The 22131-nt window shown below is 60.4% G+C and carries 20 protein-coding genes and 1 pseudogene; 9 read left to right on the forward strand and 12 right to left on the reverse strand.

Annotated elements, in window-relative coordinates; genetic code table 11:
• Window positions 1-102 precede the first annotated feature (102 nt).
• A pseudogene (locus tag AC1RDQ_RS28155) lies at window positions 103-342 on the forward strand (YebG family protein); the annotation flags it as partial.
• A gap of 188 nt (window positions 343-530) precedes the next feature.
• Here the strand turns inward: AC1RDQ_RS28155 and AC1RDQ_RS28160 are convergent.
• Window positions 531-1550, reverse strand: a complete 1020-nt coding sequence (locus AC1RDQ_RS28160) for a Glu/Leu/Phe/Val dehydrogenase family protein (RefSeq protein WP_057716381.1) — start codon at window positions 1548-1550, stop codon at window positions 531-533.
• A 183-nt stretch (window positions 1551-1733) separates the two neighbouring features.
• Here AC1RDQ_RS28160 and AC1RDQ_RS28165 point away from each other — a divergent pair, with 183 nt between their 5' ends.
• Window positions 1734-2537 (forward strand): SirB1 family protein, encoded by an 804-nt coding sequence (locus AC1RDQ_RS28165; RefSeq protein WP_492588731.1) that lies wholly within the window; start codon window positions 1734-1736, stop codon window positions 2535-2537.
• A 57-nt stretch (window positions 2538-2594) separates the two neighbouring features.
• On the opposite strand, the gene maiA is transcribed toward AC1RDQ_RS28165, so the two are convergent.
• Genes maiA through hmgA form a run of 3 tightly spaced genes read right to left on the reverse strand, consistent with a single transcriptional unit; the run spans window position 2595 to window position 5855 of the window.
• Window positions 2595-3230: a maleylacetoacetate isomerase gene (gene maiA, locus AC1RDQ_RS28170; protein ID WP_057716383.1), complete on the reverse strand. Its 636-nt coding sequence runs from the start codon at window positions 3228-3230 to the stop codon at window positions 2595-2597.
• A 12-nt stretch (window positions 3231-3242) separates the two neighbouring features.
• Window positions 3243-4547, reverse strand: a complete 1305-nt coding sequence (gene fahA, locus AC1RDQ_RS28175) for a fumarylacetoacetase (protein ID WP_150812783.1) — start codon at window positions 4545-4547, stop codon at window positions 3243-3245.
• 3 nt (window positions 4548-4550) lie between these two features.
• On the reverse strand, window positions 4551-5855 hold the full coding sequence (gene hmgA / locus AC1RDQ_RS28180) for a homogentisate 1,2-dioxygenase (protein WP_218494943.1): 1305 nt from the start codon (window positions 5853-5855) through the stop codon (window positions 4551-4553).
• 163 nt (window positions 5856-6018) lie between these two features.
• Between hmgA and AC1RDQ_RS28185 the strand changes: the two genes are divergently transcribed.
• Window positions 6019-6816: an IclR family transcriptional regulator gene (locus AC1RDQ_RS28185; RefSeq protein ID WP_218494942.1), complete on the forward strand. Its 798-nt coding sequence runs from the start codon at window positions 6019-6021 to the stop codon at window positions 6814-6816.
• Between the two features lie 15 nt (window positions 6817-6831).
• On the opposite strand, the gene AC1RDQ_RS28190 is transcribed toward AC1RDQ_RS28185, so the two are convergent.
• The 3 genes from AC1RDQ_RS28190 to AC1RDQ_RS28200 all read right to left on the reverse strand — a co-directional run bounded on the left by AC1RDQ_RS28190 (window position 6832) and on the right by AC1RDQ_RS28200 (window position 12704).
• Window positions 6832-9375 (reverse strand): LuxR C-terminal-related transcriptional regulator, encoded by a 2544-nt coding sequence (locus tag AC1RDQ_RS28190; RefSeq protein WP_492588732.1) that lies wholly within the window; start codon window positions 9373-9375, stop codon window positions 6832-6834.
• Window positions 9376-9516: 141 nt separating this feature from the next.
• On the reverse strand, window positions 9517-10887 hold the full coding sequence (locus AC1RDQ_RS28195; protein ID WP_057716389.1) for a DUF1329 domain-containing protein: 1371 nt from the start codon (window positions 10885-10887) through the stop codon (window positions 9517-9519).
• Between the two features lie 23 nt (window positions 10888-10910).
• A complete protein-coding gene (locus tag AC1RDQ_RS28200) occupies window positions 10911-12704 on the reverse strand; it encodes a DUF1302 domain-containing protein (RefSeq protein WP_492588733.1) in 1794 nt (597 codons plus the stop codon).
• Window positions 12705-13284: 580 nt separating this feature from the next.
• Here AC1RDQ_RS28200 and AC1RDQ_RS28205 point away from each other — a divergent pair.
• Window positions 13285-14055, forward strand: a complete 771-nt coding sequence (locus AC1RDQ_RS28205; RefSeq protein ID WP_492588734.1) for an N-acetylmuramoyl-L-alanine amidase — start codon at window positions 13285-13287, stop codon at window positions 14053-14055.
• Between the two features lie 74 nt (window positions 14056-14129).
• On the opposite strand, the gene AC1RDQ_RS28210 is transcribed toward AC1RDQ_RS28205, so the two are convergent.
• From AC1RDQ_RS28210 to AC1RDQ_RS28225, 4 genes are all read right to left on the reverse strand, one after another.
• The gene (locus AC1RDQ_RS28210; RefSeq protein ID WP_492588735.1) at window positions 14130-15041 is read right to left on the reverse strand and encodes an SDR family oxidoreductase; all 912 of its coding nucleotides are present in this window, start codon (window positions 15039-15041) and stop codon (window positions 14130-14132) included.
• A gap of 300 nt (window positions 15042-15341) precedes the next feature.
• Entirely contained in the window at window positions 15342-16244 is a 903-nt protein-coding gene (locus AC1RDQ_RS28215) for an alpha/beta fold hydrolase (protein ID WP_057716393.1), read from the reverse strand.
• Entirely contained in the window at window positions 16244-17026 is a 783-nt protein-coding gene (locus tag AC1RDQ_RS28220) for a class II aldolase/adducin family protein (protein WP_218494938.1), read from the reverse strand. Before AC1RDQ_RS28220 ends, AC1RDQ_RS28215 begins: the two co-directional genes overlap by 1 nt.
• Window positions 17027-17217: 191 nt before the next feature.
• Window positions 17218-17673: a flavodoxin gene (locus tag AC1RDQ_RS28225; RefSeq protein ID WP_218494937.1), complete on the reverse strand. Its 456-nt coding sequence runs from the start codon at window positions 17671-17673 to the stop codon at window positions 17218-17220.
• Window positions 17674-17775: 102 nt separating this feature from the next.
• On the opposite strand from AC1RDQ_RS28225, the gene AC1RDQ_RS28230 reads away from it, so the two are divergent.
• Together AC1RDQ_RS28230 and AC1RDQ_RS28235 are read left to right on the forward strand one after the other, a co-directional pair.
• Window positions 17776-18252, forward strand: a complete 477-nt coding sequence (locus tag AC1RDQ_RS28230) for a PAS domain-containing protein (protein WP_218494936.1) — start codon at window positions 17776-17778, stop codon at window positions 18250-18252.
• Between the two features lie 54 nt (window positions 18253-18306).
• Window positions 18307-18912, forward strand: a complete 606-nt coding sequence (locus AC1RDQ_RS28235; RefSeq protein WP_057716397.1) for a hypothetical protein — start codon at window positions 18307-18309, stop codon at window positions 18910-18912.
• 3 nt (window positions 18913-18915) lie between these two features.
• On the opposite strand, the gene AC1RDQ_RS28240 is transcribed toward AC1RDQ_RS28235, so the two are convergent.
• The gene (locus AC1RDQ_RS28240; RefSeq protein ID WP_218494935.1) at window positions 18916-19875 is read right to left on the reverse strand and encodes a MerR family transcriptional regulator; all 960 of its coding nucleotides are present in this window, start codon (window positions 19873-19875) and stop codon (window positions 18916-18918) included.
• Window positions 19876-20099: 224 nt separating this feature from the next.
• Here AC1RDQ_RS28240 and AC1RDQ_RS28245 point away from each other — a divergent pair, with 224 nt between their 5' ends.
• From AC1RDQ_RS28245 to folE, 3 genes are all read left to right on the forward strand, one after another.
• On the forward strand, window positions 20100-20669 hold the full coding sequence (locus tag AC1RDQ_RS28245) for an antibiotic biosynthesis monooxygenase (RefSeq protein ID WP_057716399.1): 570 nt from the start codon (window positions 20100-20102) through the stop codon (window positions 20667-20669).
• Window positions 20670-20840: 171 nt separating this feature from the next.
• The gene (folM, locus tag AC1RDQ_RS28250) at window positions 20841-21551 is read left to right on the forward strand and encodes a dihydromonapterin reductase (protein ID WP_090453111.1); all 711 of its coding nucleotides are present in this window, start codon (window positions 20841-20843) and stop codon (window positions 21549-21551) included.
• Between the two features lie 19 nt (window positions 21552-21570).
• Window positions 21571-22131, forward strand: a complete 561-nt coding sequence (gene folE, locus AC1RDQ_RS28255; protein ID WP_008046221.1) for a GTP cyclohydrolase I FolE — start codon at window positions 21571-21573, stop codon at window positions 22129-22131.

The raw sequence follows: 22131 nt of genomic DNA on the forward strand, positions 1-22131 counted from the left end.
AAAAAGCCACTACCCAAAAGGCAGGGATTCGCTTATCCTTTAGCTGTATATAGATACAGTAGTCGAAATCGACAACCAATGTGAAGGCATGTGAGGTGGTGAATGGCCGTCGAAGTGGTATACCGCAGCAGCCGAGATCTGGAGCGCTTGTTCATGGATAAAGCCGAAGCTGACCGTCATGACAAAATGCTCGAACTGGCCGAATTGCTGGCTGAAGTGTTGCAAAAAGCCGTTCCGTCCCTGACCGAGCAGCAAGTGGAAGAAGCCGGGATCTACATGGCGAAAAATCGCGACGTGTTCGCCAAGGCGTTCAAGAGCCAGCCGGACGCCCTGTCCGAACTGCTCAGCGCACCGGTTGAAGTCGCACAACCTGTTGCGGCAACCGAGGTCGTTGAGGCCGCTGAGCCGGTCACCCCGGCCAAGCCTGCCAAGGCCCCCAAAGCCGCTAAATAGGCAAAGCCCGAATTGAACAGGCCCTGAGTCGAATGACCCAGGGCCTTTTTCATGCCTGTGGAAAACTCATGCCAGTTTCACCGGTACAACACCTTCTCCGCCAACTCGTCGGCCACCCGTGCGGGGGAGCGTTTTTCCGCCTGGGCGTGGGCGAACACTTCAGTCAGGCGCGAGCTGATTTTCGACAGGTGCGCGGTGATGGTCGACAGTTCTTCGCCGCGGTGCTTGAGCGACACGTAAATCAGTCCGCCGGCGTTGATCACGTAATCCGGTGCATACAGGATGCCGCGACGTTCCAGTTGGTCGGCAACATCCAGATGGGTCAGCTGATTGTTCGCCGAACCGGCCACTGCCGAGCAGCGCAGTTGCGTCACGCTGTGGCTGTTGAGCACCCCGCCCAAACCGCATGGCGCAAGAATATCGCAAGGCGTGCTGAGCAGTGCGTCGTTGGCGATGGGGTGAGCCCCGAGTTGCTCCATTGCCAGTTGCACCTTGCCGTGATCGATATCGCTGACCAGCAGTTCGGCCCCGGCAGCGTGCAACTGTTCTGCCAGGGCATAACCAACGTTGCCCAGGCCTTGAATGGCAACGCGCAGGCCTTCGAGGTTATCGCTGCCCAGTCGCGCCATCGCTGTGGCGCGAATGCCGGTGAATACGCCCATCGCCGCGTGTGGCGCAGGGTCGCCCGCCGCGGTGGTGCTGGTGACATGCTGGGTCTGCTGGGCGATGCAATCCATGTCCGCCACTGAGGTGCCACTGTCGATGGCCGTGATGTAGCGCCCGTCGAGCTGATTGATACAGCGCCCGAAGGCTTCGAACAGCGCCGCGCGGTTGGCCACATGAACGGGGCGAATGATCACCGCCACGCCGCCGCCCTGGGCCAGGCCGGCCAGTGCCGCCTTGTAACTCATGCCTTGGGCAAGGCGCACCGCATCCTCGACCGCAGACTCGTCGCTGGGATAGGCAAGGTAACGACAACCACCCAGGGCAGGCCCCAGCCGGCTGTTATGAATGGCAATGACCGCCTTCAACCCGGTGACCGAGTCAACGCTCAGATGCAGCGATTCAAGGCGAGTGCTTTGCATGAGAGCGAACATCGTAGGGCTCCCGAATCACTTCTTGTAGACGCCAGTATAGGCTTGCGCCCAAAAATTGCAGAAGCGCACCGGAATAAGCACGGCCCCGATGCAGGCTTTCGGAAATAACCCGCGGTCGCTCTTGTACGGTACTGGACGAATGCCGGAGAGGGGGCTAAAACGAGGCATTGCCCGGAGATTTTGATGACCCCGCGCCAATCGTTCTTCGCCTGTCTGCAACGTTCACCGCCCGCGCTGTTCGAGGCGGCACTGTGGATTGCGGCCGAGCACGACAGCGAGGTGGAACCGCAAGCGCTGCTGGCCGATTTCCAGGCGTTGCAACAACGGGTCAGCGGTGGCTTGCCGATGCTGCCGGTCAGTGAACTGGCCCAACCGCTGCTGCGGCGCATGAATGACCTTGGCTTCGCCCAGGACGACTTCACGCCATTGCGCCCGCAAGTGGCACTGCTCGACAAGGTACTGGAGCGCCGACGAGGACAACCCTTGACGCTGGGGCTGATTGCGCTGGAGTTGGCCAAGGGCCTGGAAATTCCCATGGTCGGGGTCAACTTCCCCGGGCATTTCCTGCTGCGGGTGCCGGGCGCCGATCATTTGCTCGACCCCTGCGGCGGCCGTCGCCTTTATCCCAACGATTGTCGGGAGTTGTTGCTCCGCCAGTACGGCCCGAACATCAAGCTCAGCGCCGAGCACCTGGAAACCGCCGAGCCAGTGCAGATGCTGCAACGGCTGTCGCGCAACCTGCGCCAGTTGTACCTGTCCCACGACGACGTCATCAATGCCTTGATCGACGCCGAACGCGTCCTGGAACTGGGCAACGCCAGCGCCGCCGACTATCTGGCCCGGGCCAGCCTGTACCAACGGCTGGACTGTCCGAACGCCGAGCGTTTTGACCTGGAGCATGCGCTGCTGCTCAGCGACGATCCGATCCAGCGGATTCGCCTGACGGAGCGGCTGGGGCATTTGCCGCCGAACTCCATCGTTCACTGATCACAAATCATTGTGGGAGCGAGCCTGCTCGCTCCCACATTGGAACGGTGTGAGGTTTCAGGGCGTGTCTGGCTGGTTCGCCGGATGCGCCTTGATGAACGCCGGGTGCGTCGCCGCCAATGCCGCCACTCGCCGGATGCGTGGATAAGCCTCAAGAGAAACATTGAAACGCTCGGCCGCGTACAGCTGCGGGATCAGGTAGACGTCCGCCAGCCCGGGTTCGGGGCCGAAGCAGTAACCGTCATCACCGATCAACTGCTCCACCGTGGCCAGCCCCTGGCCGATCCAGTGACCGATCCACTCCACCACCTGCGGTTCGTCGTGGCCCGACTGGCGCAGCCGATTGAGCACGCTGACATTGTGCAGCGGGTGTACATCGCAGCCGATCACTGCCGCCACGCCGCGCTCGTGAGCACGGGCAGCCAGGTCTTTGGACAGCAGCGGGACCTGTGGATAACGTTCCTCCAGGTACTCGATGATCGCGGGAGACTGGATCAGCAACTCGCCTTCATCGGTGCGCAAGGCCGGCACGCGGCCCTGCGGGTTGATGCCCAGATAAGGCGGCTGACGATGCTCTCCACCCTGCGGTGCGATCAGGTTGACTGGCAAGGATTGATAATCCAGGCCCTTGAGCGCCAACGCGATACGCACCCGGTACGAAGATGTCGAACGGTAGTAGGTATAGAGTTCCATGCCCCGCTCCTGTTAGCGCGCCGGCAGCACTTTGCCGCGGCATTCGCCGAAACCGATGGAAGCAAAACCGTCGCGGCGGCAACGGCCGCGCAGGATGATTTCGTCACCGTCCTCAAGGAATTTACGCACCTCGCCCGAGGCCAGTTCGATCGGCTTTTTACCGCCTTCGGTGATTTCCAGCAGGCTGCCGAACTGACCGCTCTGCGGCCCCGACAACGTGCCCGAGCCGAACAAGTCACCAGCCTGCAATTGGCAACCATTGACGCTGTGGTGCGCGACCATTTGTGCCACGGTCCAGTACATGTGCCCGGTGTTGCTCAGGGTCAGGCGATGAGCTGGCAGGTTCTGTTCACGCATGGCCTCGGTGAGCAGCAATACTTCCAGTTCGATGTCGAACGCGCCAGCGGCCTGGTCGCGCTTGTCGAGCAGGTACGGCAGCGGCTGCGGATCGCCTTGGGGACGTGCAGGCTGGGCACGACGGAACGGCTCCAGCGCTTCGGCGGTGACCACCCACGGCGAGATGCTGGTGATGAAGCTTTTCGACAGGAACGGCCCCAGCGGCTGGTACTCCCAGGCCTGGATGTCCCGTGCCGACCAGTCGTTGAGCAGGCAGAAACCGGCGATGTGATCGGCAGCGTCGCCAATGGCAATCGAGTCGCCCATGTCGTTGCCCTGGCCGATCCAGATGCCCAGTTCCAGTTCGTAGTCCAGGCGCGCGCAAGGGCCGAACGTCGGTTCGCTCTGACCGGCCGGCAGCGTCTGGCCTTTCGGGCGGCGCACATCGGTACCGGACGGGCGAATGGTCGACGCACGACCGTGGTAGCCGATTGGCACGTACTTGTAGTTCGGCAGCAACGGGTTGTCCGGGCGGAACAGTTTGCCGACGTTCTGCGCGTGTTCGATACCGACATAGAAGTCGGTGTAATCGTTGATTTTCGCCGGCAGGTGCATCTCGCAATCCGCCGCCAGTGGCAGCAGTTTTGCGCCCTGGGCTTCGATCTTGCCGTGCAGGGTGCTGCCCTCGGCGAACAGTTCCAGCAAACGCTCGCGCAACGCGACGCGAGCCTCGCGGCCCAGTTCGAAGAACGCATTCAACTGGCCGCCACAGGTGGCCTCGACGGCAGCCTTCGCGGCGCCATCGAACAATCCGGCCTCCAGGGCCGCTTGCAGATCAAAGATATGCTCGCCAATCGCCACGCCACTGCGCGGTGCCGAGCCGTTGAGGCTGAACACGCCCAGCGGCAGGTTTTGCAGGGGAAAGTCCGCGTGGCCGTTGGCGGATGCAACCCAGCTGCGAGTGATGGAAGTCTGCGTCATGGGTTATCTCCGGGTCGGGTCGAAAGTGGCGGGCAGCGTAGCCCAGCAGGCGTCGTAGGTGTTTTGCAGTTGCGGGCAATCAAGGGCGAAACTGCTTGGGCGCAACACCTGGCTGGTCTCGAACATGAACGCCATGGTGTTGTCGATTTTCGCCGGCTTTAGCTCAGCGTTGATCGCTTTGGTGCAAGTCTCTCCGTCGGGACCGTGGGCGCTCATGCAGCTGTGCAACGAAGCACCGCCGGGCACAAAGCCTTCGGCCTTGGCGTCGTATTCGCCCTGGATCAACCCCATGAATTCGTTCATCAGGTTGCGATGGAACCACGGCGGACGGAAGGTTTTCTCGGCCACCATCCAGCGCGGCGGGAAGATCACGAAGTCGAGGTTGGCCAGGCCGTGAACGCTGGTCGGCGACGTCAGCACGGTGAAGATCGACGGATCGGGGTGATCGAAACTGACGGTGCCGATAGTGTTGAATCGGCGCAGGTCATATTTGTACGGCACGTTGTTACCGTGCCAGGCGACCACGTTCAGCGGCGAATGATTGAGCTCGCAGGCCCACAACTGGCCGAGGAATTTCTGCACCAGCGTAGTGGGTTGTTGCAGGTTTTCGTAGGCCGCCACCGGGGTCAAAAAGTCCCTCGGATTGGCCAGGCCATTGCTGCCAATCGGTCCCAGGTCCGGCAGACGCAGCGGTGCGCCATGGTTTTCGGCGACGTAACCGCGAGCTTGCGGGTCGAGCAGTTCGATGCGGAATTTAAGGCCACGTGGCAGTACGGCAATTTCCAGCGGCTCGAGTTCAAGCACGCCCAGTTCGCTGGCAATGCGCAGGCGCCCCAGTTCAGGCACCAGCAACATTTCGCCGTCCGCGTTGAAGAACACGCGTTCCATGGAACGGTTGGCGCGGTAGTTGTAGATGCTGATCCCGGCCGGTTTTTCTGCGCCCGAGTTGGCGGCCATGCTCACCAGGCCGTCGATGAAATCGGTCGGCTCGGCGGGAATGTCCAGCGGGTTCCAGCGCAGGCGGTTGGGGGTCACCTCACCCAGCGGGCCACCGGCCAGTTGCCGATCCAGTTTGACGAATGCCGGATGATTGGCCGACGGCTGAATGCGGTACATCCAGGTCCGCCGCGCTTCACTGCGCGCCATGGTGAACGCCGTGCCGGAGAACAGTTCGGTGTAAAGGCCGTACGGGGCTTTTTGCGGGGAGTTCTGGCCGACAGGCAATGCGCCGGGCAACGCTTCGCTGCTGAATTCGTTGCCGAAGCCTGACAGGTAGGCCAGCGCTGGCGTCGTTGAATCGGGGTTCATGGAGCCTCCTGAACAGGGAGTCGGCAGTGGCCGCTCGCTCTGTTGCAGAGGTCGAGGCACGCCTGGGTTGTTTTTATCGTAATTTGATTACGCATAACGTAATTTGATTGGTATTGACCGTCAAGCTATAAAGACGCCCATTCGTCCCGGGATCCCAGCCACCATGGAAAAAACCAGCGACAACAACGGTAAACAGAAAGTCCGCTCGGCCGAGGTTGGCACCGACATCCTCAAGGCCCTGGCCGAGTTGTCGCCTTCGACTTCGCTGTCGCGCCTGGCCGAACACGTGCAGATGCCGGCGAGCAAGGTTCACCGCTATTTGCAGGCCTTGATCGCCAGCGGATTCGCCGAACAGAACGCCGCCACCAACCATTACGGCCTGGGCCGCGAAGCCCTGCGCGTAGGGTTGGCGGCACTCAACAGTATGGACGTGCTGAAAGTCGCCGCCCTGCCCCTGGCTGAACTGCGCGATGACTTGAACGAAACCTGTTTCCTGGCGGTGTGGGGCAATCAGGGCGCGACCGTGGTGCATATCGAACCGGCGGTGCGTGCGGTGACCGTGGTGACACAACTGGGCTCGGTGTTGCCATTGCTCAGCTCTTCGACGGGACTGGTGTTTGGCGCCTACCTGCCTGCGCGTGAAACCGTGGATCTGCGTGAACAGGAACTGCAAAACGTTACCGCCCACGCCTTGGCGGATGATCAGGCCTACACAACGATGTGCGAACAGATCCGCCATCGGGGCCTGCATCATGTGCATGGTCTCTTGATGCCCGGAGTGGATGCCTTGTCGGCACCAGTGTTCAACGCCATGGGCAGGATCACGGCAGTACTGACCGTGGTCGGGCCGACCTCGCTGTTTCATGCCGATGAAAACGGCCCGGCGGCGCAGCGTTTGTTAGCCGCCACCCGCGCCGTGAGCTGGCGCATGGGCTTTGAGCCCGACTCATCGACAGCCTGAACGCAGCGGCGATGATCAGGCGGGCAGGATCAGGCCCAACTTCTTGACCATCGCCACCGCTTGCGTTCGACGTTCAACACCTAATTTGCTATGGATTCTCCGGGCATGGGTTTTCACCGTATGCAGCGAAATGAACAGCTGCTCGGCAATTTGCTGATTGGAATTACCCTGGGCAATCAGGCCGAGCACTTCCAGCTCCCGACAACTTAGCAGGCTGGCATCCAGGGTCAGTGCGGTCACCGTCTCCTCTCCTTGCAAACGACAGATCAGGTTCGGCTGTCGCAAGTTCAAATCACGCAATGCCTGTTGTCCCTGACAACGCTTGACCAACGCCAGCCCGGCCTCCAGCGCTGCGTGAGCCGTGTCCGGCTCACCCGTCAGGTCCGCCACTTCGCAGATTGCCAATTGCAGCTCCGTTTCCAGCGCCAGCATGGCGTGTTGTTGCGCGTGTTCGAGTAACGCCCTGAGTCGATCCAGTGGACGTTGCACCAGTTGCAGTTGAGTCTCGGCCAACACCAACTGGTATTCGATACGCGCAATCAGTTGCAGCGTGGCCGGCGGTGCCTGGCGCGCGTTGGCCCCACGATAATGACGCAAGACCCGGGTCAGCGCTTCCCGGGCCAGCTCCGGGCGCCCTTGTTGCAGCCAGAAATGACTGCTGATTTGCAGCAGCACGCCGCGATAAACCGTGTCGGGGATCTGCCGTTGCTGCATCAACCGTTCGGCCTCGCGCAGACGATCAAATGCATGGGCGTAATCACGTTGGTTGGCCGCCAGTTGCGCCTGCCCGAGAAACCCGTACAGGACATGCTTGTCCTGACTGTGGAGGCAGTCATCGAGGCCCGCCTGAAAACATTCACCGGCCAATTCATCCTGGCCCTGGCACAAGGCCAAGCGCCCACGCCGCAGGGCGATTCGTCCCAGCAGCGGCGTCGGTCGATCAGCCTGCCGTCCGAGCATTTCATGGATGTCGGCCAGCAACTGCCCTGCTCGCCGCGGTGCGCCACGCTGCTCCAGCAACTGCGCATGATCGAGTTCGAGCAAGCCTTCAAACAGCAACGAGCCTTGCGCCCGCGCCAGGCACAGGGCATCACGATTGAAGGCCTGGGCGGCATCGAGGTCGGCGTTGAGCAGCGCTTGCTGGGTCAGCCCGGACAGACACAACAACCGGGCGGGCCACGCCTCGGCCGCCAGTTCGTCCAGCGCCTCGATAAAATGCGCCCGTGCCGCCGGCAGGCGTCCCTGCAAATGCAGCAACCAACCCTGTTGCGCCTGCCAACGCGCCAGCAGTTGGCGTTGCAAGGACGCCGTCGGTTGCGGGGCAAATCGGGACAGTTGCCCAATGCAGGCAGCCGCCTGCTCGAAACGCCCGGCAAACAGCAACGCCGCGGTGATCAACCCCACCCGTTGCGGCGTGCCCAGGGTCAACTGTTCACCCAGCTGCTCGTGCAGCTTGAGTAACCAGCTGACGTTCTGACGCTTGAACAGATGCTCAAAACTGAAGTGTTGCAACAGGCTGACCGCGACCTCGTGCTCTTGCGCCAGCAACGCCTGCTCGAAGGCGCCCTGCCAGTCTTCTTCGGCGCTGAACCATTGGCACGCGCGGCGATGCCAGGACCGCCCGGCCGGGGTCGGTTCTTCACGCATCTCCCGGGCCAGTGGCTCGAAGACCCGCAACCACTCGACGGAGTCTTCCCAGGGTTCAATGAAGCAGCCCATGTCCTGCAACGCGTGCAACCACTGCGCGCCCTCACCCGTACCGAAAAGATGCTCGCACAAGCTGGCGTTGAAGCGTGGCAGATGAACCAACACCTTCCAGACCTCAACCAACTCCGACGGCAAGGTGTTGAACAACTCGTGTTGCAGATAATCGAGCAATGTCGCCGAACGCCCCTGCTCACCCGACCACGGACAACCATTGAGCAATGCGATCCGCACGCCAGCGCACCAGCCACCACTGCGCTGAACCACCCTTTTGGCGGTTTGTGCCGCCAGGATCGGCTCGACATGACCGAGCAACTGCCCGACCTCGGACTCGGTAAACGCCAGCGTCCGGCCTTCGCACTCGTACAACTCATCATCGAGCAGCAGCCGCGGCCAGTTGCAGGGTGGTCGTCGACGGGAGCTCAGCCACCAGGTCAGCGCCGGGCTGTCGACGGCCAACAGGCGATCGAGCATCCGGTCGAGTTCCGGATTGGGTGCTCGACAGTAATCATCGATAAACAGCCAGGTCGGTGACTGTAATCGGGCCAGATGCGCCAACAGCCCGGGCTCATCCGTCGAGGGCAGACCCAGCGCTTGCGTCAGGCGCAATAGTAAATCGGCTGCACTCAACGACGCCCCCGCCAGCGGCAGCCAACAGATCCGAGCGTGCTCCGGCGCCCGCAGCAGGCATTCGGTAAGCAACGCGCTCTTGCCACTACCGGCCGGTGCGCAAAGCAACTTCACCCGCGCGGTCGAAACCAGCATGGGCTCGATCAGTCGCTCGCGGGACAGATGATGGGACGACAGTCGGGGCAGGAAGCCAGGGCGGTCCAGACAGTGCGTCATTGCAGTCATTGTGGTGCGCCTTTTTTATAATTCTGGCGCCACCCTAGCCCCCTCCCGAGCGCTTGTTGAAGAAGTATTCAACACACTGATCGACCGCTATAAAAAAGGTGACCGCAAAGTCACCCTTTTGTGTAAGGCCCTGTAGGAAACCTACCTGACTCCCGTGCTCCGCAAGGCTGCTGGCGTGTAGTCCCCCGCTTTTGCATCGATGTTGAATTCGAAGCTGCGCTTCTCTTCGTTCTTCATTCCCAGGGCGATATAGCGACCGGCGATCAGGTCATAGAGCGCTTCGACGGTGTAGGCCGGCACCTGGTGATCGTAGTAGAACTGGGCATGCCCTTCGGCGACGCGCCAGAGTTGACCACGCCCGTCGTAGTGGTCGGCCAGCGCCACTTGCCAGCTGTCTTCGTCGATGTACATGTGGCGCTTGGCGTACACGTGACGCTCGCTCGGCTTGACCGTGGCGACGACTTCCCAGACACGGTGCAACTCGTAGCGGGTCAGGTCCTGATTGATGTGCCCGGCCTTGATCACATCGGTGTACTTGAGGTTGGGCGAGTCGAGCTTGTAGCTGTTGTAGGGAATGTACATCTCCTTCTTGCCGATCAGTTTCCAATCGTAGCGATCCGGCGCGCCGGAAAACATGTCGAAGTTATCGGTAGTGCGCAGGCCGTCGGATGAGGTGCCGACACCGTCATAAGCGACCTGCGGCGCACGCCGTACCCGGCGCTGGCCAGCGTTGTAGATCCAGGCCTTGCGCGGTTCCTTGACCTGGTCGAGGGTCTCGTGGACCAGCAACACGTTGCCCGCCAGCCGCGCCGGCGCGGTCACTTCCTGCTTGAAGTAGTTGAGGACGTTATCGTCGCTGCCCGGTTTCAGATCGCTGAGCAACGACGGCACGGCGACTTCGTCCTTGAAGCGGATCACCGTGAAGTCGCCATTGGACTGCGGTGTCGCCTGGGTGATGGTGCGGCGCAGATTGCCGCCGTGGTAACGAGTGACATGGTTCCAGATCACTTCCACGCCATTCTTCGGAATCGGGAATGCGTAGTAGCGATTACCAGTGAAGTTGGCCAGACCGTTACCCTCGTTGATCGGTGTTACGTTCAGCGCACTGCGCTTGGCCGACTCATAGATTTCTGCCGGTAACGCCACGGTGCGATGGCTCGGGTAGACCGGAATCTTGTAGGTCTCTGGATAGCGCTTGAACATTGCGATCTGGCCGTCGGAGAGCTTGTCCTTGTACTTGTCGACAGTCGCCGCGGTGATCACGAACAACGGCTTTTCGCTGGCGAACGGGTCGGCCAGGAAACCTTTGCTGTCCACCGCGCCAGCGTTTTTCGGGATACCGCCGGTCCAGGCCGGAATCGAGCCATCGGCATTGCCGGCCTTCTCGGCACCGAGCGGTGTAAGGCTGGTGCCGAGCGTGTTGGCTTCTTGCGGCGACACCGCCGCCATCACGTTGGCGGCCAGCAGACTCAGGGCCAGAACGGTGCCCAATTGCAGAATCATCTTGCGCATTGAATTCATCCTTTTCAGCCAGATCAGAAGTTCACACCAAAGCTCAACGCCACGAAGTCACGGTCGGTGAGGACGTTGTAGTCGCCGCCGAAAAAGTCGGTGTAACTGAGGCTGGCGGTATAGGTGTTGCGATAGTCCGCATCGACACCGAGGCTGATGGCCTTGGCGCCTTCGTTGAACAGACCGTTGGGACCAAAGCCTGCGACGTCGTGGGACCACGAGAGGTTGGGCCTGACGTTGATCCCGGCGATGAGGTTGTTGTAGTCGAGGATGGCCCGGGCGCGATAACCCCATGAAGTCGAGGTCACGAAGCCGTCGGTATCGCCGCCGAATCCATACTGGCCATACACCGAGTCGCGGCCGTAGCGCAGTTTGGTGCGTGCTTCCAGACCACCGACCCGAACCACCGCCGCCTCGCCTACCAGGGTCAGGCGATCTGCACCCGCGACCTGATCGATGAAGTGCGTCAGGGTGCTCTGGATCTGCGTCACCTCCTTGCGGCGGTAGCCTTTGTTGTCGGCCCCCGGTGACGTGGCAATGGGCGATGCTGCTCCGCCCGCGATAGGGTTGAGCAAGGCCAGGGTCAGGTCATTGGTGTTGACCTGCACCGGGGCGTTGGGACGGTAGCTGATTTCCCCGCTCCACGCGGTGCCGGTGGATAACGTGGTGGCGAAGCTGGCGCCGTAGAGGCGGATGTCCTCAGGGTATTCGAGGTAATACTGGCCGCGACCGAGCATCACACTTTGGGCCAGGCCTGAACCGGTGCCGGGCGCGATGCGGTTGGCGGTGGCAACGATTCCCGGAATGCTTGCCAGCGTACCGGGGCCGGCGGTGGTGGTCCCGACATTCGGTGAACGACTGTGGTAGTTCATGAAGTACAGGCCGTACTCGGTGTCGTCCCCCAGCCAGCGCAGCGCCGTACCCCACTGCCCGGAATCCCGGGCATCGCGGTCACCGCCACGGGGAACGATCACTCCCTCCTTGCTGACCTCGAAGCCCTGGCCAAAGGCAGCCGCAATCGGCTGTAAGGGTGCAATGGCCGGGTTGGCGACGGTGTAGCCCTTGTTGCAGCCGTCCGCCACCACATCGACACCAAAGAAAGTGCCGCAGTTATCGACGACCGTCTGGTCCCACTCCAGTTGATAGAAGCCTTCCACGGTGAGCTTTTCCGTCAGCCCCTGGGAGGCGAACAACATGTTGACCGGGATCAGGCCTTCCTTGATCTCGGCGCCAGGACGACGGAACGCGGACACGTCGACCGGATTGATGCTGTTGATCGAGTTGCCGATGAACGTGCTCTCCCCCCAACTGACCACCTGCTTGCCAGCGCGGACCGTGCCCGGCAAATCGGCGAGGGAGTAGTTGTGATAGACGAAAGCGTCGAGGATTTGTCCGCCTGAAGACTTGGCGCCTTCTTTGCGATTGTGATCGCTGATGTCCTTGAAGGGGCGGCTTTCATCCTTGAGTTCAAAGTCGTACCAGTACTTGCCACGCACAAACGCACCGGTGTCGCCGTACTTCAGTTCGAGGTCGTGAATACCCTTGAAGATCTTCGAGAAGGTTTCACCTTTCTTGAAATTCAATCGCCCGTCGTCACCGGTCGAAGACTGGCCGGAGCCGCCGTTGACGATGCCCACCAGGGATTTATCCGCGTCACGCATGCCCCAGCTCGCGCCGACCGACAACGAGGAGTCGAACGTCCCCTCGATCTCCCCGATGTTGAATGAAAGGGCCTGCGCCTGGGCGCAACAGCCTAATGCGACCGCAACCGCCAGCGCCTGCGGTGTGAAGATGGCGCGCATTGTTGTTTTTGTCATGCGTCTTCCCCGGTGAGTGACAGAAGGCCTCACCCTACTGCCGGGCACCGGGGGTCGATAAGCGCACCAAGGAGGTATTCGTGGTGTACCTCTAAAGGATGACTGGCACAGACGACGAGCACCCGAATCCCGACTGTTGCCGGGGCTGCAACAGTGCATGTCGGGAATTGGTATTTTTCCTACAGCGCCGAGGGCTTATTCTTACCTCACTGTCACAGTAAACCACCGCAGGCACCCTGTACCCGCCTGCGCCGTGACTGAGAGACTTCAGATGAATCGAGGATTCGGTTCGTCACCCTGTGTTCACTGACGTTGATTTGTAGCTCCTGATCCAACGTCTTACTTTGGCCGCTGCGTTTGCAGCGGCCTTTTTTATGGGCGATGGTTTTTGATAATTAACAGCTGCCAGTCAGTGACCCCGGAGTATCCAGGCAAAGCTTCGCATACCTACTTTTCTTTCAGAAAGTACCTACAAGCATAGGTAAACACCAAAAGCACTCAAGTCTTTAAGTTGAACAGCAAGTCGGCGAACGACTTTTATCTTCGTCCGACTTCAAACCTACTTATTGCGAGTGCAACCATGAAATCCATCAACTACAACCGGTATCGCTCAACCAGAAGTTTCAACAGTCGAATACGCTTTCTGATTCTTCACTACACGGCCGCTGACTTTGCGAGTTCTGTCAGTGCCCTGACCGGCCCCAATGTCAGCGCGCACTATCTGGTTCCGGATATCACGGACCCCAGTTACCTGAAAGCCGGCCATACCGGGCAGGAAGTTTTCAGCCTGGTGGATGAAACCTATCGCGCGTGGCACGCAGGTGTCAGTCAGTGGGGTAGCCGCAGCAATCTGAACGATACGTCCATCGGCATTGAAATCGTCAACCTGGCGACCGACAACAAGGGCGAATTCACCTTTCCGCCGTATCACCCCGAGCAGATTGCTGCGATTGAACAACTGGCACTGAATATCCTCATGCGCTACCCGGATATCACGCCGACGCAGGTTCTGGGCCACTCCGATGTTTCGATCGGCCGCAAAAGTGACCCGGGGCCGATGTTTCCCTGGCGGGAGCTTTACTTGAAAGGTGTCGGCGCCTGGTTCGATGAAGCCACTCGGGACGAGTATCTGCACCAATACAACACATCGGGGGTTCCAGCCCGAAGCGCGTTGCTGGGGCTGTTCAAATCCTATGGATACGATGTTTCGGGGGCTTCCACGGAAGGCGGTTTTCAACAATTGGTGCGGGCATTCCAGATGCATTTTCGCCCGGAAAACTTCGATGGAAAAATGGACGCGCAAACAGCCGCCAACCTGAAGGCGCTGGTCGTCAAATACTTTCCCGGCTGACCATTGGCAAACCGCTTTGCAGCCGACAAATGCAACAACCGGCAAGGTCAGTCAATGTGACCTTGCCGGTGGTATCAAAGCGTATATTTCTGCAAATTCCCCATCATTTCCTTCAGCGCTTCGATGTTGTCCTTCGGATGCGCTGCGCCCTCGAAGTCGCAGATCTGCTGCCAGTGCGCCGCCACGTCTTCCGGGGAGAAGCCGGCCCGTGGATCGAAACCGATGCCGAGGCTGCGCTCCCAGCGGACCTTGCCCATCCAGCCGCCGCCGACTTCGAACAGACCGGAGGTTTCCTGACAGTTCTCGCTGGCCAGGTACACCACCAGCGGGCTGACCAGTTCGGGTTTGAGCTGTTCGAAGACTTGCGGCGGGATCAGGCCTTCGGTCATGCGCGTGCCGCCGGTGGGGGCGATGGCGTTGACCAGGATGTTGTTCTTGCGGCCTTCGATGGCCAGGGTGCGGGTCAGGCCATAGAGACCGAGCTTGGCCATGCCGTAGTTGGACTGGCCGAAGTTGCCATAGATGCCCGAGGTCGACGCGGTGAAAACCACCCGGCCGTAATTCTGCTCGCGCATGTGCGGCCAGGCGGCGCGGGTGACTTTGTAGGCACCTTCGACGTGGACGCGGTAAACCAGGTCCCAGTCGGCGTCATCCATTTTGTGGAAGGTCTTGTCCCGCAGGATCCCGGCATTGTTGACCACCACGTCGACGCGACCGAAGACGTCCAGGGCGTGCTGGACCAGTTTGTCACCGTCAGTGACCGAGTCGTGGTTGGCTTCGGCAAGGCCGCCGGCCTCGCGAATCTCCGCGACCACGCGGTCGGCGGCCGAGGCATTGGCGCCTTCGCCCTGGGCCGAGCCGCCAAGATCGTTGACCAGCACCCTGGCGCCCTGTTTGGCGAACAACAGTGCATGCGTCCGTCCCAGGCCGCCACCGGCTCCGGTGATGATCACGACTTTATCTTCGAAGCGCACAGACTCATTCATGGGGGGACTCCAGCAGGCCAAGGGACAGTGAGTCCGAGTTTCAGGCACGGCGCAGCGGGTCACAATGAACACGGGAGAGGCTGAATGGTGCGCGATAAGGCTGGGGGATGATTGATAGAGAAATGGACACGAACCCTGTGGCGAGGGGGCTTGTCGGATCGCCGCATCGCCCCGTTCGGCTGCGAAGCAGTCGTAAACCGGCTAAACGCGTTATACCTGAATCACTGCGCCGTATGGTTTGGGGCCACTGCGCAGCCCAACGGGGGCAAGCCCCCTCGCCACAACAGTTCATCTTAAGGTTCAGGAACACGCCACCTTGCGCGGCGGCAAGAGCAATTGATCGCGAAACGCCAGGTAGTGCTTGAGCACCTCGCAGGGCGCCTCGATCTGCGGGTAGTGGCCAATGTCGGGCAACACTACCGTGTCCGCCTCCGGGATCAACTCCCGGTAACGCTCGACCATGTGCACGCCGGAGACTGGATCGACCCCGCCATCGATCACTCGCAGCGGCACTTCACCGCGTTGCATCGCGCTCACCCAGCGGTCGCGCCAGACGCGTCGCTCCGGGATGTAGCCGATCAATTTGTGCATGATCCGTGGCCCCTGATGGCTTTCGACCAGACTCCAGAAATCATCCATCTGGCTTTCACTGGGACGGGTTTGCGGACCGAAAATCTGCCGAAAGCTTCTTACCAGGCCATCACGGCTGAAGGCGCGGCCGATCATCCAGCCCAAAGGGCTGAGCAAGAGTTTTTGCATCAGTACCGGGCGGTGGGTTTCCGGAAACAACCCGCCATTGAGAAACACGCAACTGGCCAGCTCCACCCGCGATTCGTAATGCCGGGCCAGCAGTTCCTGAGCCACGCTGTCGCCGTAATCGTGGGCGAGCAGGTGCACTGGCTGCTCGACATTCAGGTGTTCAAGCAGTGCCTGTTGCAGATCCGCTTGTTCCAGCAGGCTGTATTCGTGATTCGCCGGTTTGGCCGAATCGCCGAAGCCCAGCATGTCGCAAGCGATCACGCGAAAGCGCTGGGCCAATGGCTGCCACAGGTAATGCCAGTCCCAACTGGCGGATGGAAAGCCGTGAATGAGCAACAGCGGCTCACCCTGGCCTGCTGCCCAGTAGCGGATGCTCTGGCCACGGAATACGAACGTCTGGCTGCGTTTGCGCCAGACACACAAGGGGATCTCGGCGAGCTCCATCAGAGTTTATAACCCGGGTCCAGTTTATCGAGTTTGCGCAGCAGTGCCGGCCAGGCCAGCGCTCCGCCCATTCCTTGAGCACTTCGGGTGACACCCGCGATCATGGCTTTGGCGCCGGCCAGAATCTGCGGTTCGATGGCGATCAGTTCAGCGGCACCGTTTTGCGCCATGACCTGAATGTCGCAGGCACGCTGAAAGGTGAACATCATCAGGAACGTATCGGCGATGGTGCTGCCGCAGGTCAGCAGACCGTGGTTATGCAACATCAGGAAATTGTTTTCACCGAGGTCGGCCTGTAGCCGCACTTTCTCTTCATGGTTGAGCGCCACGCCTTCGTAGGCGTGGTAGGCCAGACTGGAAAGCACGAACAACGACTGTTGGCTGATCGGCAAAACACCCTGCTTCTGCGCCGACACCGCCACCCCCGAAGCCGTGTGGGTGTGGAGCACGCAGACGACATCGTGACGGGCTTCATGCACGGCACTGTGGATGGTGTAACCCGCCGGATTGATCTCGTAAGGACTGTCCATCAACTTGTTGCCGGCCTGATCCACCTTGACCAGGCTCGACGCGGTAATTTCGTGAAACATCAACCCGAACGGGTTGATCAGGAAATCTTCGGTGCCAGGCACCTTGGCGGAGATATGGGTGAAGATCAGGTCATCCCAGCCATGTTGGGCGACCAGGCGATAACAGGCTGCCAGGTCGACGCGGGTCTGCCACTCGGCAGCACTGACCTGGTCTTTGACACTGGGTGGCGATTGGACGGGAGGGACAGTCACGGCAAGGAGCCTCGGTGTTTTTATTATGGAGTGTTTCCTATGTCCACCGAGTCTAGTCAGCCCTTGAGGTTCGTGTAGTTGCATTGGCAGCCAGCTTGATGGCCCAGCGAGTCAGCCGCCCTGCCGTCCTGGTTCCATGTCAAACGACCGGCGCCAGCAGGGGTCTGACAGGCATAGGGCCGGGGCAACGCTCAGTCGCGCAGTGCACTGATCAGGTCCGCCAGCCAAGGCTCGGCGTCCGTCTCTGGGGTCACCGTTTCGCTGGCATCCAGGCGCAGCATCGGCAGCACTTCGCGAATGCCAAGCTCAGCGAACAATTCGCGCATCTGCTCGCCGCCGCCACAAAAAGTATCGCCATAACTCGCATCGCCCAATCCGATCACCGCGCCCGGCAAACCGCGCCAGGCTGCTGGCAATTGATCACGAATGGTCGAATACAGCGGCTGCAGGTTGTCCGGCAGCTCACCCATGCCGGTGGTCGAGGTCACCGCCAGAAAGGCTTCAGGGCCAAACGCCTGGATGTCGGCGAGGGTCGCACGCGGGTTGTGCCAGGTTTCGAAACCGGCGGCGTTCAACAGGTTGGCTGCGTGGCGGGCAACTTCTTCGGCCGTGCCGTACACCGAGCCGGAAATGATGGCGACTTTCATCGAGCTGATCCTGAATCCGAGTGAAAGACCCGGATATTAACACCACGGTTGTGATTATTCTTTTAGAATGCAATTGACAATCAATCAGGAAAGGATACTCCGATGATTAATGCACAACTGCTGCAAATGGTGATCAACGCCTCCAACGACGGTATCGTGATTGCCGAAAAGGAAGGCGATCAGGACAAGATCCTCATTTACGTCAACCCCGCGTTCGAACGCCTGACGGGGTACTCCAGTGAAGAAATCCTCTATCAGGATTGTCGCTTCCTGCAGTCGGGGGACCGCGATCAGCAAGCGCTGCCGCTGATTCGCGATGCATTGAACCGTGAAGGATCCTGCCGGGAAATACTGCGCAACTACCGCAAGGACGGCACGCCGTTCTGGAACGAGCTGTCCCTTTCAACGGTGAAAAATCCAGCGGACGGGCAAACCTATTTTGTCGGCGTACAGAAAGACGTCACTGTGCAGATCAAGGCGCAACAGCGCGTGGCACAGCTGGAGAGGCAGTTGGCTGAACTCCAGGCCGAGCTTGCTGCGCTCAAGGCGACGAACGGCGCAAACGAAACTCAGAATTAATGGTCAGTAATTACAATCACCAATGACTTTGTAACTACATCTTTCGAGTTGGCCATGCAACGCGACGCGCTCCTGACCCAGGATGAGCTGGATTTCATCCAGACAATGCAACACAACCCGCAACTCAATGTGCGGGACGCGACGTCGAGCCTGCTCGTCAACGGTGGGTCGCAAATCCGTGACCTGCTCACCCGCCTGGCGGCCCATGAGCAGGTCACCATTCAAGCCAGCTTCGAAAACCAGCAAATGACCTTTCCCCTGCACTTGGTGGAAGACGAGTTCCATGCGCTGCATTTGCGCCTCGGCGTGCCCAGCATCTATGAAGACGGGCCGATGGTCCGGCCTTGGCGCCTGGTACTGGACGAACCGGTAGCGCTGGAAAACGCCAAGGGTCAACCCGGCACCCTGTGGGTACACGAAGTGTCGTGCAAAGGGGTTTTGCTGGAAGCTCGCAACAGGACCAAACCACCGAAGCATTTCGCCTTGTGGTTCAGCCCCTCAGGCTACGAGCGGATTGCCTTGCGCGGTACTTTCGAGAAAGAAAACGAACAGGGCTTCTACGCCTATCAACTGAGCCTGAGCGATACCGATGAAGCCGAGCGTCTGCGCCAGTTCATCCTGCAACAGCATCGTTTGACTCATCCCGCGCTGCATCTCTGAACGTCAAGTATCCAGAGTACCCGCCAGGAACTGCTTCAGACGCTGGCTCATGACCTCCCCTTCATTGCCCAGGCAACCGATCGATGACCCGGCCAGGCTTTCCTGTGCCAGATCAGAAGCATCGCCGGCCAACAACAATCGGCACTCCAGACTCATGGCCAGGCGATTCAGACGCCGCGGCAACTCGGGAGCCGGCACATGATTGGAAAACAGCACCAGAGCCAGGGGCTTGATCCTTTCACACATCAGCGCCAGTTCCTCGAATGGCTGGCCCATGTTCAGTACGCGAACGGCCAATGGCCCGGAACTCAGGAACAGGGCGGCGACCAATAGTTCCAGTTCCCGGCAATTGCCATCCAGGGCACAGATGACCACGCGACGCGGCTGTTTTTCGCGCATCAACAACAGACGCTGCAACACCCGGGAACGCAAAAAACCATCCAGGAACAGCCACTCGCTGGTGCCGCCGAACTGGTCCTGGCGTTGCAACAACCGCTTCCAGACGGGCATCAGAATGCCCTGGAACACCACCGGCAGGGAGTAGCTGGAAAAGACTTGCCCGTAGAGCTCCTCCAGCCGAAGCTCGTCAAACCCGTTGACCGCAACATGAATCTGCTGCCGCCACTGCGCGTAATCGGCTTCCACGAGGTTGTTGGGGATGATATGCGACAACGCCTGGAGTGGCTCGGTCCTGGCCAGGATCTTGCCGATCCTGCTGACGGCAACCCCGCGCTCGATCCAGCCGAGAATGCTATGGACACGCTCAATATCGGACATCGAATACAGTCGATGCCCACTGTCGGTGCGCGTTGGAACAATCAGGCCATATCGTCGCTCCCAGGCTCGAAGCGTGACCGGGTTTACACCTGTCAGTCGCGCCACCTCACGAATGGGAAAGAGCTCTTCCTGTTCGAGAGCGACGGCCTGCGTGGAGCCTGAAGCGACGTCTGTGAACATGGGCATCCTGTTGAAACATCCTTGTATCGTCCAAGGCGTATTCTAACGCCCCTGCCCCGTAAAGTTTCCGTAAAAAAATTCCATGCCGCGAACGAGCGAAAAACGCCGCAGACGCGATTGACTGAATCAGGAATAATCCTTGCTTGTTTCGAGTCGCAGCCCACCACCCCGGCGCTGTGCCTGGCGAAGTTCCTATCCGGAGCGACGCAAATGCCTTACGGAGATACACAATGTCTAGCCCTCCCGTCACGCTGATGGTTGCACGCCGCGTTGCCAATGGACGCTACCAGGACCTGATCGCCTGGCTGCGCGAAGGCGAACAACTGGCCACCGATTTTCCCGGTTATCTCGGCTCCGGTGTGCTCGCTCCGCCGCCCGGCGATGACGAATTCCAGATCATTTTCCGCTTCGCCGACGAGCAGACCCTGCAGGCCTGGGAACATTCCGCTTCGCGCAGCGCCTGGCTCGGACGTGGCGGCGACTTGTTCGCCCACCCGACAGAACACCGGGTCAGCGGCATCGAGGGCTGGTTCGGTGCCGTCGGTCAACGCCCGCCACGCTGGAAACAGGCCGTGGCGATCTGGCTGGCGTTCTTTCCGGTCTCGCTGCTGTTCAACTTTGTGCTGGGGCCGCTGTTGAGTGACATGAGCCTGCTGCCGCGGGTTTTCATCAGCACCCTGTGCCTGACGCCGCTGATGGTTTACCTGTTCATTCCATTGTCGACCCGTTTGCTGGCCGGCTGGCTGAACAGCACGCCGGCACGCCCATTGCGTGCCGAACCCTCCACACAGAATCATTGATCCCTTCTGTGGGAGCGAGCTTGCTTGCGATGAGGGCGTGTCAGTCAACATATGTGTCGTCTGACAGTCCGCAATCGCGAGCAAGCTCGCTCCCACACTTGTTTCCCTCGCAATAGGTAGAGCGCTCCCGTCGCTGGTATAGTTTTGCTCTCACCGCGATGCGAGCCGTTCATGACTTCTTCCGCAGCCCCTGTCCTCATTACCGGCGCCGGCCAGCGTGTCGGCCTGCACTGCGCCCGGCGATTGCTGGAAGATGGCCATCGGGTGATTTTCAGCTACCGCAGCGAGCGTCCCGGCGTACAAGCCCTGCGCGACCTGGGGGCCACCGCTGTGTTCGCGGACTTCGCCAGCGAGGCCGGGATCTTCGCCTTCATCAACGAGCTGAAAACCCATACCGACAGCCTGCGGGCAATCGTCCACAACGCTTCCGAATGGCTGGCTGAAACGCCGGACACCGACGCCGCGGCATTCACCCGCATGTTCAGCGTGCACATGCTGGCGCCCTACCTGATCAACCTGCATTGCGCCGACCTGCTGCAACGCTCGAGCCCCGCCGACATCGTGCACATCAGCGATGACGTGACCCGCAAGGGCAGCAGCAGGCATATCGGCTATTGCGCCAGCAAAGCCGGGCTCGACAGCCTGACCCTGTCCTTCGCCGCCCGGTACGCGCCGGCCATCAAGGTCAACGGGATCGCGCCGGCCCTGCTACTGTTCAACCCTGAAGACGACGCGGCCTACCGCGCCAAGGCGCTGGCCAAGTCCGCGCTGGGCATCGAACCCGGTTGCGAAGTGATCTACCAGAGCCTGCGCTATCTGCTCGACAACCCTTATGTCACCGGCACCACCCTGACCGTCAATGGCGGAAGGCACATCAAATAGTGTCCCGCGAGGATTTTCCATGACGTTATCCCTGCCCCAGAATTATCGAGAGATCCTCATCGGTCTCGGTGAAAACCCCGACCGCGAGGGCTTGCTCGATACGCCGACGCGTGCAGCCAAAGCCATGCAGTACCTTTGCCATGGCTATGAGCAAAGTGTCGAAGAGATCGTCAATGGCGCGCTGTTCGCCTCCGACAACGATGAAATGGTAATCGTCGACAACATCGAGCTGTACTCGCTGTGCGAACACCACATACTGCCCTTCATCGGCAAGGCGCATGTGGCTTATATTCCAACCGGCAAGGTGCTGGGCCTGTCGAAGATCGCGCGGCTGGTGGACATGTTCGCCCGGCGCCTGCAAATCCAGGAAAACCTCACCCGGCAAATCGCCGACGCGGTGCAGCAAGTGACCGGCGCGGCAGGCGTCGCAGTGGTCATCGAGGCGCAGCACATGTGCATGATGATGCGCGGCGTCGAGAAACAGAATTCGACCATGAACACCTCGGTGATGCTCGGTGCCTTCCGCGAGTCGAGCAATACCCGCCAGGAGTTCCTGCAATTGATTGGACGGAGCAAGTAG

This window comes from Pseudomonas sp. GW823-FHT02E01, from assembly GCF_058797535.1.

Excerpts from the sequence above, each read along its gene's own strand:
- AC1RDQ_RS28195 (WP_057716389.1), bottom strand. The coding sequence starts at position 10,887 with ATGCGCAAGATGATTCTGCAATTGGGCACCGTTCTGGCCCTGAGTCTG.
- AC1RDQ_RS28200 (WP_492588733.1), bottom strand. The coding sequence starts at position 12,704 with ATGACAAAAACAACAATGCGCGCCATCTTCACACCGCAGGCGCTGGCG.
- AC1RDQ_RS28160 (WP_057716381.1), bottom strand. The coding sequence starts at position 1,550 with ATGTTCGCTCTCATGCAAAGCACTCGCCTTGAATCGCTGCATCTGAGC.
- AC1RDQ_RS28230 (WP_218494936.1), top strand. The coding sequence starts at position 17,776 with ATGATTAATGCACAACTGCTGCAAATGGTGATCAACGCCTCCAACGAC.
- AC1RDQ_RS28165 (WP_492588731.1), top strand. The coding sequence starts at position 1,734 with ATGACCCCGCGCCAATCGTTCTTCGCCTGTCTGCAACGTTCACCGCCC.
- AC1RDQ_RS28225 (WP_218494937.1), bottom strand. The coding sequence starts at position 17,673 with ATGAAAGTCGCCATCATTTCCGGCTCGGTGTACGGCACGGCCGAAGAA.
- hmgA (WP_218494943.1), bottom strand. The coding sequence starts at position 5,855 with ATGAACCCCGATTCAACGACGCCAGCGCTGGCCTACCTGTCAGGCTTC.
- AC1RDQ_RS28185 (WP_218494942.1), top strand. The coding sequence starts at position 6,019 with ATGGAAAAAACCAGCGACAACAACGGTAAACAGAAAGTCCGCTCGGCC.
- AC1RDQ_RS28190 (WP_492588732.1), bottom strand. The coding sequence starts at position 9,375 with ATGACTGCAATGACGCACTGTCTGGACCGCCCTGGCTTCCTGCCCCGA.
- AC1RDQ_RS28215 (WP_057716393.1), bottom strand. The coding sequence starts at position 16,244 with ATGGAGCTCGCCGAGATCCCCTTGTGTGTCTGGCGCAAACGCAGCCAG.
- maiA (WP_057716383.1), bottom strand. The coding sequence starts at position 3,230 with ATGGAACTCTATACCTACTACCGTTCGACATCTTCGTACCGGGTGCGT.
- AC1RDQ_RS28235 (WP_057716397.1), top strand. The coding sequence starts at position 18,307 with ATGCAACGCGACGCGCTCCTGACCCAGGATGAGCTGGATTTCATCCAG.
- AC1RDQ_RS28205 (WP_492588734.1), top strand. The coding sequence starts at position 13,285 with ATGAAATCCATCAACTACAACCGGTATCGCTCAACCAGAAGTTTCAAC.
- AC1RDQ_RS28240 (WP_218494935.1), bottom strand. The coding sequence starts at position 19,875 with ATGCCCATGTTCACAGACGTCGCTTCAGGCTCCACGCAGGCCGTCGCT.
- AC1RDQ_RS28210 (WP_492588735.1), bottom strand. The coding sequence starts at position 15,041 with ATGAATGAGTCTGTGCGCTTCGAAGATAAAGTCGTGATCATCACCGGA.
- AC1RDQ_RS28245 (WP_057716399.1), top strand. The coding sequence starts at position 20,100 with ATGTCTAGCCCTCCCGTCACGCTGATGGTTGCACGCCGCGTTGCCAAT.
- folE (WP_008046221.1), top strand. The coding sequence starts at position 21,571 with ATGACGTTATCCCTGCCCCAGAATTATCGAGAGATCCTCATCGGTCTC.
- folM (WP_090453111.1), top strand. The coding sequence starts at position 20,841 with ATGACTTCTTCCGCAGCCCCTGTCCTCATTACCGGCGCCGGCCAGCGT.
- fahA (WP_150812783.1), bottom strand. The coding sequence starts at position 4,547 with ATGACGCAGACTTCCATCACTCGCAGCTGGGTTGCATCCGCCAACGGC.